This window comes from cf. Phormidesmis sp. LEGE 11477 (assembly GCF_015207105.1).
Lineage (GTDB): Bacteria > Cyanobacteriota > Cyanobacteriia > Phormidesmidales > Phormidesmidaceae > Phormidesmis.
This window is the reverse complement of record NZ_JADEXO010000150.1, coordinates 1-11952: the sequence shown is the minus strand read 5'-3', so window position 1 is coordinate 11952 and position 11952 is coordinate 1. Positions and strand designations below refer to the sequence as shown.

The window sequence follows — 11952 nt, the reverse complement described above, 5'->3', positions numbered from 1 at the left end:
CAGCCGCAGCCACCAAAGCCACTAGCTGAGTTCTTGTTTCAGCGCAGGTGCCACGCCTAGCCCCTCCTCTCCGGCGGCCTGGTACTCTGCCTCTAGCCTGCTTATCTGGTGGACTAGAGAAGCTAGTTAGACTAGCGATCGCTGGCGGCATTGAAGTGGCGATCGCAGTAGTCCCTAGTAAGAAAGCACCCGCGATCGCTAGCGCACGCTTAGTTGTGCTGTCAAAGTAGTTAAACAGAGAGGGGGCTTTCATTTAAGACATTGAGTTAGTAGAGTGTGTCGAGTCAGTAGAATGCGTCGGGTTGATAGAATGTGTCGAATTAGTTAGGACTGCCTTTTGCGCTAGATTTTACTGGTTTTGTTCCTACTCGGCTGCTAGAGCGAGCGAGTAAATAAATTGTCACAAGCAGACTAGATAGAAGTAGGGCAGATATGAGGGAAACAAACGGTAGCCAGTAGCCTCTAATCAAACTAAGAAAGCTGAGTCCGTAGAGAAACGCGATCGCCATCATTAGGCTAGTGCCCATACGAACAGTAGATAGCCGTGTCTCTCGCTGCAGCCGCCACAAGGCCAAGAAGCCTCCTACTACTGCCCAAATCCAGACCCACACTGCCTGCTGCTGTAGCGATAGGGGCATCAGTAGGGGACGATCGTCTAAAACAGCGCTAAGTAGCTGGCTGACCATATGCGCTTGAATGACCACGCCTGGTATGACCTCATTTGGACGTAGAGGCGTGAACCAGTAATCTTCTCCGTCTTGTGCTGTGACGCCGATCAGAACAACCTTACCTGTCAGGTAGTCGGCATTAGGCTGCTGGTTTAGAAACTGTTGAAGCGTGATGGTTGGGGCAATCTCGGCTGTAGAACGATAGTTGAGTAAGACCTCACTGCCCCCGGCACTCGGTGGATAGCTCCCCCGCCGAGACTGCAGCACCTCTATTAGCCGATCGTCGACTTGCAAATCTCCTACTTCTGTAAACTGAGTTTCTATCTTTTCCTGCTGTAGATATTGAGTAGCAATTTGCAAGCTAAAAGACCAGTTCGTATTACAGCGAGATCCTTGAGTTCTCACCAGAGGCAGCATTCCTAAAAGGTGTCTTCTCAAGATGCCATCGCTATCTTCTCTAAAGTCACTAAACCCAACGCGGCTCAGCGGTATCTCTGGCGGCGGCGCGATACTGGGCGTCTGAAAATAAGGGTCGTCAAAATCTTCGGCCTTGCAGACTGCGATTAGGTTATCGTTTTGCTTTAGCCGATCTGACAGCGCGCCGTGTCCTGGCGCTGTGGCAAAATCTCGATAGAGATCTAACCCGATGACGCGAGGTTGGTATTGCTCTAGTACGTTCAACAAACGAGTAAGCGAATGGTCAGAGAGCGATGTTTGAAATGGCTGACCGTAAGACTGGGCTGAGAGCGATCGCCTCTCTAGCAGCTCGCCATTTTCTGCCTGCATTTTTATATCGTCATCGGTGATGCCAATAATCAATAGGCGAGAGTCGGCCCCCTCGCTGGGTCGCTGCTGCATAGTGAAATCATAGACAGCTAGCTCCAATGGCTGTGCCCATTTCAAAGTAATAGGATGAAGCACCACAATGGTCGCTAGCAAACTGGCGAACAGTACAATCCATCCTCTACGTAACTGATAGACTAAACGCTGTCTATACTGGGCCAAACCCGGAACGAGATTTGAAACGAAATTTAGAGAGAAGTCTGGAGCAGATTCTCGAAACGCTTGCAGAGAGCCGGTTCTAGTTAGTAGGCGATCGGCAAGTGCTAGAGTAGCCTGTCTGGGATCAAGGTATTCGGCTTCCTTCCCGCTAACTAGAGTTTGCCAAGCGGGTGGAATCTTTGTAGAGTTCTGACAGATAATAGGCAGCCATGTCGCGCAGGGAAATCGATCTTCTACGCTTTGTAATTGTTCTCTCGCTTCGCGTACAGAAAGGTAGAGCGACTGGCCGCTCGAAAATGATTTTAGAAAGGATTTGAGAAAGAGCTGTGCCACCCGATCGGGTACGGGCTCGCGCATAACAATCATCTGCGGCAGATTTAAGCATTCTAGCGATTGAGCCAGACCTAGTCCGTCGCAGGAGTTGAAGATAGCCAGCCGCAGCCCTTGCGAAATCGCTTTTTTAAGTCCGTATCTCAGCTCTTCTAAGCTGAGGCTTTCTTCAGGGTTGATATAGATTAAACCGCGATCGCCTTCAGTTGAGCTATGCCCAGCAAAAAACAAGATGTCCCACGGCTGTTCCCACAGATGCCGATTTATCTCCTCCCTTGAAGGTTCAACGAGAAACGCAACCTCTCCTTGCGGCAAGCTAGATAGAAATTGCCGGTCTGCCTGTACATCAATATCTTTGCTATCTCCTAGAACCGCTAAGATCCTCACACTTTGATCTCGCGTAGCCGCAGGCTCTACTTCAATTCTTTCGGCTACTGGCGCGCTTAGAGAAATCTCTGTCTTGGCGTAGCGTTCAGCAAAGTCCCACAGATGCCATGGCAGGCGACGCAGCAGCGGATCTTGGGTGCGAATTAAAACGCGAATGGGCTCGCTAACGCTTAGACTTTCTCTTAGGCGTAAATCGAGATGGCGAAAAGACTCAGAAGACAACCACTTCATCATTCGCTGATGTAGCTCGGTTGCAGCTTGCCAGCAGTCTTCTAGGCGATTGACTGACCCCCCATAGACAATCTGCTGTGGCTGAATTCTGCTATTGACCAGGCCGTTTGCACTCAAATCGCGATAGTGCTGCTGCCACTTCGATAGATAAGCGGCAATCTCTAGATTAGGCGGCAGCGCGCCTGCCAGCTCAATAGCAGGCCGATGCCCTTCCTCACCAATCTCTAACAAGACCTGAAACCCTTGCTGAAGATTGCCGTCAAACTTTAGAACGACCAGCTTTCCAGCTGATCTTTCGCTGGCTCGTCCGCGATGCCCCCCACTATGCCGCCTGCTAGATCTTGCCTCGAGAGTCACAACACTTCTCGTTCCCTATATGACAAATTTTTCTATCAAACTAACACCGTTTAAAGCCACCTCGACCGCAAACTGCTCGTTCAACATACCTCGAAAGTTGAGCTGTAGCATATCAGTCTGACGCGACTGCGCTTCCATTACAACAATATCTCGGTCGTCGAGTATTCTAATCTCCAGCTCTTCTGGCAGATGAGAGTTGCCGCCGATAGGACAAAGCTTTACCCAGATACTCGATTGCAGGGCATCGCTTGGTGTAATGCCGACGACCAGTGCAACCCGGCAGTTAGCCTGCTGGCGGCGGGGAGTGGCTGCTGATAAAAGCCCATTTGCTGGGTGGTCATCTGGCGGCGGGGCTTTACTAGGCTCGTCTACTAGGGAAGAAACTAGGGAGTTTAAGGGGCCGAGCTCTAGCAGCTTGCCGCGTACTGTCACGCTAGTGGCAGGGTTGGATAGCTCTAAGTTCCTGAAGCTAAACACGGGCTGCGGGCCAAATAGGGTTTCTATCGTCTGCCAGCCGCTAGCGACAGCGCCTTTTAGCCACCGGCTTAGAGAGGTGATGCTAGCGTTATTCGCTTGAGGCTTGAGCAGATCGAACAGCGAAGTCAGCGATCGCAAGGTGGTGAGCGAGACTTCTTGAGTATCTAGCTGGATATCCGTGCTGGGAATAAAGCCCAGCAGCGTGGCCGTTTCTAGCTTGGCATCTAGGAGAACTGGTAAGTAGCCGATGCGACCTGGGTTCGTTTCTGGGGGAATGTGGCAAGTCGTTTCTTGGGGGAGTACCGGTCGGCATTCTAGCTTGCCTTGACCTAGGATTTCTAAGTCGGCAACGTCGGCTAGAGTCTGGACGATTGGGTCCCAGCTATCGCTAGCTTGGGTTTCACTGTCGATGCCTAGCCAGCCTAGATATGTGCGAACGGCTTCTACCGCCAAAGTGTTTAGATACACCTGTTTTGCTTTATGCGGATCAAAATGCTGCCGATAGAATTGCTGCGCGGTTTGATGAGCAGCTAGTGTGAGCGGAATAGATAGCGTTAACTCTTGCTGGATAGAATGGATCATTTCAGATGCTGGTGGCGATTGAGACAACCGGGCGGATGATTATGACAAATAGACTTTTAGTTTGGATGCGAACCGAGCCAAACAGCGGCGGTAGAAACTACTCAAGGTGGGAACTGGGATACCAAATTCAGCGGAGAGATCTTGCCAGGCATAGCCTTCTAGCCGCTTGATTGAAATGTACTGAAAGTTAGCAGCCGGATGATCTGCGACATGGGCTTGCTTAAACAAGCCTTCGGGGTCTTCTATCAGACAGGCTTTCACTTCTTGCGAAAGTGAGGGCGTTAGCTGTGGATTAACTTCTGTCGGATTGCTCTGATCTAGATGCTCTAGTGATAATCGTTTAACGCTCCTAGCATCCATTCCTTTGTAAACGACTGGCAGATAGTCTCTGCTAGCTTCTATGAAAAACCGTCTGCTCAGTAAGAAGTTGACCCATTGCAAGACCTCTCCTTTTTGTAGGTTATAGTCATCGATGCGATCGCAGACAAACGCAAACAAACGCTGAAGCGCCTCTGCATAGATCTCTTCGTAGAGGATGCGAAACTGACCTCGGTGAGGACGAGACAGTCGACGTGACTTGAGCAAAGTGCTAATCAACTCAGTTAGCGCACGCTGCCTATCAGGGCTCCCTTTGGGCTGCTTTTGAGCGGCGATCGCTAACTGCCGAAGATGATTGTCTAGATGGGGCTGTTCTAAACGCTCGGCAGATAGTCCATTAGTTCCTGGCATCGGTTATTTTGCGAATGTTCTCTCGATATAAATGTCAACTGGGGCTATTGACCTCTATGCATGACTCTCAGAGAATCGAAGATGCTTTTACGCAGCCTTGCTTCTAAAGTGCATTAATTCAGTATCTTTACTGAGCTGTAATAGTTTTAATATTACCAAGCTGACCGAAGCTATGGCTGATACTGCCTTTACACTCTCTTATCTCGTCGGATTGACTGACCGTTGGATCGGGCCGTTGGATCAGGCCGTTGGATCAGGCCGTTGGATCATCAGGCAGTTCTACAGCCTACTATTGACGTTAATCTGTACAGAAGTGTTTTGGCTTAATGTAATGCCTCTCCTGGCAGGACGCACTGGATGGCTATTCGCTAGAGAAAGATCCGCCTGGCTGAGTATCGTGCTCAACGCAATCTTCATTTCATATTTTGCTAGTGCCGTCCCAATGCAGCGCCGTACGCCGCCGCCAAATGGCATAAACTCGTAGGGAGAGAACTGTCTCTCAAGAAATCTCTCGGGGCGAAACTGCTCTGGCTTTGGGTATAGATCTTCTCTTTGATGCAGTAGATAAATACAGCCCATCAATATGGTGCCGGGTTCAAAGTGGTATAAACCAATGTCTACAGGTTTTTCTACCTGGCGGGGAAACGTGAGCATTGCAACCGGATGGATGCGTAAGGTTTCGTCGCAAACGGCTGATAGATAGGGTAGCTGCAGCACCTGTTCAATATCTTTAGGTGAATTATCTTTGGACGAATTCAGCGTTTGGAGTTCTTCTACTAGCTTTTTCTTTACTTCCGGTCGCGAATGTATCCAGTACATGGCCCAGGTGAGTGCAGTCGCGGTCGTTTCATGTCCGGCGACTAGTAACGTCATCAGCTCATCACGCAATTCTCGATTGGAGAGTTGATTGCCTTCTTCGTCTCTAGCCGCTAGCAATAAAGAGAGAATATCTAAGCGCTCGGGCGCTAGGTTGGCATCTAGATTCGCTCGCCGTTCTTCAATCTCTGCAAACAACAGTTCGTCAGTTTTTTCTGTCATTTGGCGCAGCCGACCGCCTGGGCTCCAATCGCCTACATCTTTTGTTAGCCACGGTAAGAATATCAGGATTGAAGATGCGGGCGTTGCCGTCATGTCCATCCGCCGACCCAGCAGTTGCTCTAGCTGCTCGTAGCGATCGCCCTCGTAGAGTCCAAATACCACTTGCAGAATGACACGCATCGTAATTTTCTGCATGGTTTTGCGGACGTTGATAGTATCTCCAGGTGACCACTGCGTGATCGCTCCTTCGGTTACCTGGGCGATGAGCTGAGCGTACGTTGCTAAATGTTCTCCGTGGAAAGGTGGCATGGTTAGCCGTCGTCGATTGCGATGGGCGCTGCCGCTAAGAAGCATCACACTTTTTGATCCGACTAATGGCTCGACTATCTGGTTGAGTTCTCCAGGCGCGGAGAGTTCTTTACCCGTATCGTGGGTCAAAAGGTACTGAATTGCTTGAGGATTGCTCAACAAACAGCATTCGGCTCTCCCCCAGGCGATCGCCGCTTGGAAGATATCTCCATGGCGATCAAACTTTTTATGCAAGTAGCCCGCCGGGTCAAGCATCCACCGAGTGGTTTGTAGAAATTTAGGCGTTTGGGAACGAGGAATAGTATGAGAGATAGCCATAACAGAGAAAAAGACTTAGGGACAAAAGAGCACTCAGCGAATAGTGCCTGTAAAGTCTCATTTGTAGAAGTCCGAGATTACGCATATAGACTTATTTCTACAGACGACGCGGGTTCCTACCGCTGTCTTGGTAGGCATTCCCTAGCGCCGTGCGACGACGCGGGTTCCTACCGCTGCCTTGCTCTGGGGGCTATATGTGACTGAATCTGCAGCTTCTAGGTATGGCTAAAGATCTAAGTGCGGATTACTATAAAACCTGGAATATAGGGCTTAGGGACATGGCAAACATCACCATTTTGACAATTGGCTCGCGTGGCGACATTCAGCCCTATTGCGCCATTGCTCTAGGGCTGATGAAAAAAGGCCACCAGGTAACCCTAGCTAGCAATCCCAACTTTGCTGGTTTTGCGGCTCGCTTCGATATTTCTTTCTTGCCTATCTCAGGAGATTTTCAAGAGCTGCTAAGTTCGCCAACAGGACTCGATCTACTCGAAGGGAACAACGTCAAACTGATTGAAGAAGATCTGCTATGGCAGCAAATGCTCGATGCTTGGCACGTCTGTAAAGGCAGCGATCTAATTGTGTTTTCACCATTGACCCTTTGGGGATATCACATCGCCGCCGGCCTCGCGGTTCCTGGCATCTTAGCGGCTTTATTGCCTGTCTCGCGAACGCGAGCGTTTCCCTTCTTGAGGTTTACGCAGCGCACCGACCGACCAATAGCGGGATTAGGCAACCTTCTGGGTTACCGCTTAATAGATACTCTTTTGTGGCGGCGCTATGCCAAAATCATCAATCGATTTAGACAAGAGGTAATGAACATACCTAGGGTGCTATCCCCTCTAGGGCCGGGATACCGATATCCGTCGGGTCTACGCATGCCTGTGATCAACTGCTACAGCGCGGCAGTGGTTGCTCCCCCTTCAGATTGGAAGGAGTATACTCACCAAGCCGGATACTGCTTTCTAGACACGGCAGCCGCTTTCGAGCCACCTGTAGCCCTACAAAACTTTCTGAGCGAAGGCTCTAAGCCATTTTATGTTGGCTTTGGCAGCATGATTCCGCGTCATCCTGAGCAGTTGGCACAGACCATTGTCTCTGCATTTGCTGCGGCTGGGCAAAGAGCTATTCTATGCTCTGGTTGGGGGAAAGTCAGTAAAGAAGATCTTCCTGATTTTATATATCTAGTGGAAGAAGTTCCTCACGATTGGCTGTTCCCCAAAGTGGCTGCTGCTATTCATCATGGTGCTGGAGGCACTACGGCTGCGACTTTGAGAGCTGGCATTCCTTCTATTGTTGTCCCTTTCTTTGCCGACCAGCCAGTTTGGGCAGAGCAACTCAAACAGCTTGGCGTTAGTCCTGCTACTTATCCTCAAATGGAGCTGACAAGCGATCGCCTAGCCAAGGGCATCCGCAGCATTGTTGAAGACGATAGTTTTCATCAACGAGCGCAACAGCTTCAGGCCCAGATAAAAGAGGAGAACGGCGTCGACAAAGCTGTCTCTATTGTTGAATCTTATCTTCATTCATAGGTTCTTTGAGGAAATGGCGGAAAAGAATAATGATGAGAGAGTCTTCATAGGTGATGCGATGCAATTGACAGACCAGACGAGTAGTCCCGATAGTCCATACTTGCATAGGTTGAAGGATGTGGCGATCGCGCCAATATTCATTTTGGGAGACCAGCGCTCAGGCACGACGATGCTGTATAAAACGCTAGCTGACGCGGGTTGCTTCAACGTGGTAAGAGCTTATCACATTATTAATTACGATGAAATTCTATCTAATCATTTCAATCAAAAAGAAGATCTGGCGATTAGAGAGCTAGAAGCGCGTTTTCAGGCGTTGGGGATATGCGATCGCAAGATCGATCGCGTTACCGCAACGCCGCACTTACCTGAAGAGTATGGATTTATTCTAAAGAACATTGTTGGAGATGAACTGTTTATCACGGCGCAAAATTTGCCTGTTTTTCAGCAGCTATGCCGCAAAATTCAGATTGCATCCGACTTAGATAAGCCGCTACTACTCAAGAATCCTGGGGACTTTTCCCAGTTTTTATACGTTAAACAAGTGGTGCCGCAGGCAAAGTTTATCTTCATTCATCGCCATCCTATTCATCTGATTAGCTCTAGAATCAAAGCCTCACGCAGTATGATTTACGATTGGAATGCATACACGGCCCTGATTTCGCCTCTGTATGCTCAGATATTTAGTAATCCTATAAAGCGTACTCTCATCAGGATTCTGTTCTCAAAGTACTTGGGTATAGGGCTGCACCGATCTATTCAAACATCTATCGAAGCAACTACCTACTTTATGAAAAATATCGGCGCACTGCCAAAGCAGGACTACATTTCTATCAAGTATGAGGACTTGTGCAAAGCGCCAGAATCTACTATCAAACAGATTATGGCGTTCTTGACCCTAGAAGACTGCTCAAATCTTGACTATTCACAGATCATCAAACCACGACCACTCAACTTGCTGCCAGGCGTGCAAAAGCGAGCTGGGCAAATCAAACAAAGATCAAGAGAGTACTTTGACTACCACGGCTACAGTTGAAGGGCTTTTCTTGACTGGAGTAGACGTACGAAGGCGCATTCCCTGCCCAAATGACTGCGCCACAATATCGAAGTAGCGCATATTTCTACCAAGTCCTCTGTAGAAGTGATTAATGGATTCAATCGCTCATTAGATCCAAGGAACCGGAATTATGCTTACTTCCCTCAACAGCGTCTACGCACACCTAGTTATGCGCCAATCTTCGCCACTACCACCCGCTCCGAACGCGCTCACAAGATCACACAGCTTTAGATCACTGACAACGCCCCTGTAATCAAGGAATGTCTTACGTATCTGGCGCTAAAAGCTGTTCTTATTAGTCTCAAGCTGGCTATAGCTTTTATCGACTTTGCTACTCGCCATCTAGATTGGATGCGTGAGTATTGCCTCAGGGTCCGCATCTACTCAGTTATGGCAGGCTACTTGCTGCTTGCCCTTACGTTCAGACGCCGAAATCTCCTATTACCAATAAGGTCTTAACGCTGTGAACGGATAGAGCCGTCATCACAGTAAGAACTGCGAATACAGTCTTTTGACTTAACTGATTGAAACAATTGAAAGAGCCGAATAACCCCATAAAGAGGTGAGCAAATGGAAAATCTAGTGACAGTAACCGCAAAGCTAACTTGGGATCAAACGTTGCGAGTCAGCTACCCAGACGACGATTTTGTCATCGTCATTGAAAGCCCGCTGGTGATTCCCATGTTTCTTAATTGCTGCCAGGACTGGAAGAAAGGTGAGTTGAGCCGATGGCGTTCTACCCTGTTGACCATTGAGAAAGATGACTGGATTAGATGGCGAGATGCATTAATTGAGTCTAAAAAGCCTAAGCGCTGGGTTGATTCTGCTAGAGACTGGGTAGCTGAGGTTTTCTATCGAGTCATGCAGACGCGCCGCCAAGTTAAGCTTGACTGGCTAATTTTAGGACAGTTTCTTGAGTAAGTTTCACCGACTCAACACAGCAGGTCATCCCGATAGGATCAATTCCATAAGGGTGATGCAGCAGGCGTTTGTCAAGTCTTGTGATTTCCTAAACTTATTTGAAGTATAAGTTTTAGACGAGAACGAGGAATGTGAGAAACGTTGAAAACTCGTTGAATAGTACAAAAAATTCACAGAGTTTTTGTGCTGAATATCGCCGTTGACTGTAATTTGCGATCGCTAATTTCAGGAGTTGGAAAGCGTGCCCTTTGATAGGGCTCGCACTAGCTTCCAAGATTTCACATGCTTTTTTCTCTAAGTTCTCCTTATACCTATGCATCTACTAACGCAAAACAAAAGCAAAGCGAGTACTGATAAAAACAAAGTAAGTACTATTTTGACCAAGCTGCAGTATTGGGAAGGCTTGCAGCCACAACAAGTTGCATTCAGGGTGCTTGAAGATGGCGAGACCGAATCGGCAAGAATAACCTATTCAGAACTAAGTCGCCGTGCTCGATGCATCGTTGGCTGCTTGCAGGCTCATGGAATACAGCCTGGAGATCGCGCTTTGTTGCTTTACCCGTCAAGCATCGAGTTTATAGTCGCTTTTCTGGGGTGTTTATCTGCCGGCGTAGTTGCCGTGCCCACCTATCCGCCTAAATCTAAACGCCATCTGCCTAGACTTCAAGCTATTACAGCGGACGCTCAGGCAAATGTTGTTCTTACCAACAGTAAGATTTTACTAGAGCGCAATCGAAAGTTAACCTATCCTGCCGAGATAGAGCATTTGCCCTGGATTGCAACGGATAATGACCAATGGCCAGAGGTGGCTGCCATCACAGAAGTGGAGCGTGAATCGCTAGCCTTCTTGCAGTACACCTCAGGATCGACAGGTCGGCCAAAGGGGGTGATGATTAGCCACGGTAACATTTTGCACAACGAAAGCGTAATTGAGGCAGCGCTTGAGCATGATACTCAGACAGTCTATGCCAGTTGGCTCCCCCTGTTTCATGATATGGGACTGATTGGCAATGTGCTTCAACCGATCTATCTCGGTGTCTCTTGTGTTTTGATGCCGCCTGTCTCTTTTTTGCAGAATCCAGTGCGCTGGCTGCAGATGATTTCTAACTATAGAGCTACCACCAGTGGAGGCCCCAACTTTGCCTACAATCTCTGCGTTAAAAAAGTGAGTGAGGCCCAAAAACAGACTCTCGATCTCAGCAGTTGGTCAGTTGCTTTCAGCGGTTCAGAGCCCGTTCGCGATCGCACGCTAGAAAGATTTTCGACAGCCTTTTCGCAGTGCGGGTTTCGACCAGAGGCTTTTCACCCTGGCTATGGCATGGCTGAGACCACGCTGATGGTAACAGGGGGCAGCAAAGCGGCTGCGCCAGTGGTTCGCTCGTTTGACAAATCAGCCCTTAAAAAGGATAAAGCCCAGCTAGCCGAAAGTGCTGAAAGCTCTGATGTGAAAGTTCTTGTGAGTAACGGATCTTCTATCCTTGATTTAGAGGTGGCTATTGTTCATCCAGAGTCTTGCACGCCCTGCTGGCCTGGTCAGGTAGGTGAAATTTGGGTGTCTGGGGCAAGCGTCGCTCAGGGGTATTGGCAGCAGCCCAAACAAACAAAACAAACGTTTGATGTCGCTTTGCCAATGCGGCCTGAGACTAGGTTTTTGCGTACGGGCGATCTTGGCTTTTTGTACGAGAACGAGCTGTTTTTTACAGGTCGATTAAAAGATTTAATCCTCATCCGAGGACAAAACTATTATCCTCAAGATATCGAGCTGACGGTGGAAGAGAGTCACCGTGCCGTTCGCGCTCACTGTAGTGCTGCATTTTCAATTGAGGGGGATGACACAGAACAGTTGGTGATTGTTGCAGAAGTCGATCGTCATTGCCGCGATCGCTCAGACGTGATATCGAACATTCGCAACGCGGTAACTACTCAACATGAGGTGGCCGTTTATGCGATTGTGCTAATTAAAACGGCTAGCATTCCTAAGACATCCAGTGGAAAAATTCAACGCGATGCCCTGTGT

The 11952-nt window shown here is 48.7% G+C and carries 9 protein-coding genes; 4 read left to right on the top strand and 5 right to left on the bottom strand.

Annotated elements, in window-relative coordinates:
* The 5 genes from IQ256_RS26015 to IQ256_RS25995 form a co-directional block, all read right to left on the bottom strand.
* A partial coding sequence (locus IQ256_RS26015) for a hypothetical protein (protein ID WP_228025290.1) occupies positions 1 to 253 on the bottom strand: 253 nt, incomplete at its 3' end.
* 67 nt (positions 254 to 320) lie between these two features.
* Positions 321 to 2975, bottom strand: a complete 2655-nt coding sequence (locus tag IQ256_RS26010) for a CHASE2 domain-containing protein (protein ID WP_193858610.1) — start codon at positions 2973 to 2975, stop codon at positions 321 to 323.
* A 15-nt stretch (positions 2976 to 2990) separates the two neighbouring features.
* Positions 2991 to 4034, bottom strand: a complete 1044-nt coding sequence (locus IQ256_RS26005) for a DUF1822 family protein (RefSeq protein WP_193858609.1) — start codon at positions 4032 to 4034, stop codon at positions 2991 to 2993.
* A gap of 39 nt (positions 4035 to 4073) precedes the next feature.
* Complete coding sequence (locus IQ256_RS26000) at positions 4074 to 4763, bottom strand: sigma-70 family RNA polymerase sigma factor (RefSeq protein WP_193858608.1); 690 nt, start codon at positions 4761 to 4763, stop codon at positions 4074 to 4076.
* Between the two features lie 279 nt (positions 4764 to 5042).
* On the bottom strand, positions 5043 to 6428 hold the full coding sequence (locus IQ256_RS25995) for a cytochrome P450 (RefSeq protein WP_193858607.1): 1386 nt from the start codon (positions 6426 to 6428) through the stop codon (positions 5043 to 5045).
* Between the two features lie 221 nt (positions 6429 to 6649).
* Between IQ256_RS25995 and IQ256_RS25990 the strand changes: the two genes are divergently transcribed.
* From IQ256_RS25990 to IQ256_RS25975, 4 genes are all read left to right on the top strand, one after another.
* Complete coding sequence (locus IQ256_RS25990) at positions 6650 to 7960, top strand: glycosyltransferase (protein WP_228025289.1); 1311 nt, start codon at positions 6650 to 6652, stop codon at positions 7958 to 7960.
* Positions 7961 to 8018: 58 nt separating this feature from the next.
* The gene (locus IQ256_RS25985) at positions 8019 to 8993 is read left to right on the top strand and encodes a sulfotransferase (protein ID WP_193858605.1); all 975 of its coding nucleotides are present in this window, start codon (positions 8019 to 8021) and stop codon (positions 8991 to 8993) included.
* Positions 8994 to 9584: 591 nt separating this feature from the next.
* Positions 9585 to 9935, top strand: coding sequence for a hypothetical protein (locus tag IQ256_RS25980; protein ID WP_193858604.1), 351 nt, complete (start codon positions 9585 to 9587; stop codon positions 9933 to 9935).
* Positions 9936 to 10248: 313 nt separating this feature from the next.
* Positions 10249 to 11952, top strand: a 1704-nt coding sequence (locus IQ256_RS25975; RefSeq protein WP_193858603.1) for a fatty acyl-AMP ligase, incomplete at its 3' end; no start/stop codon positions are given.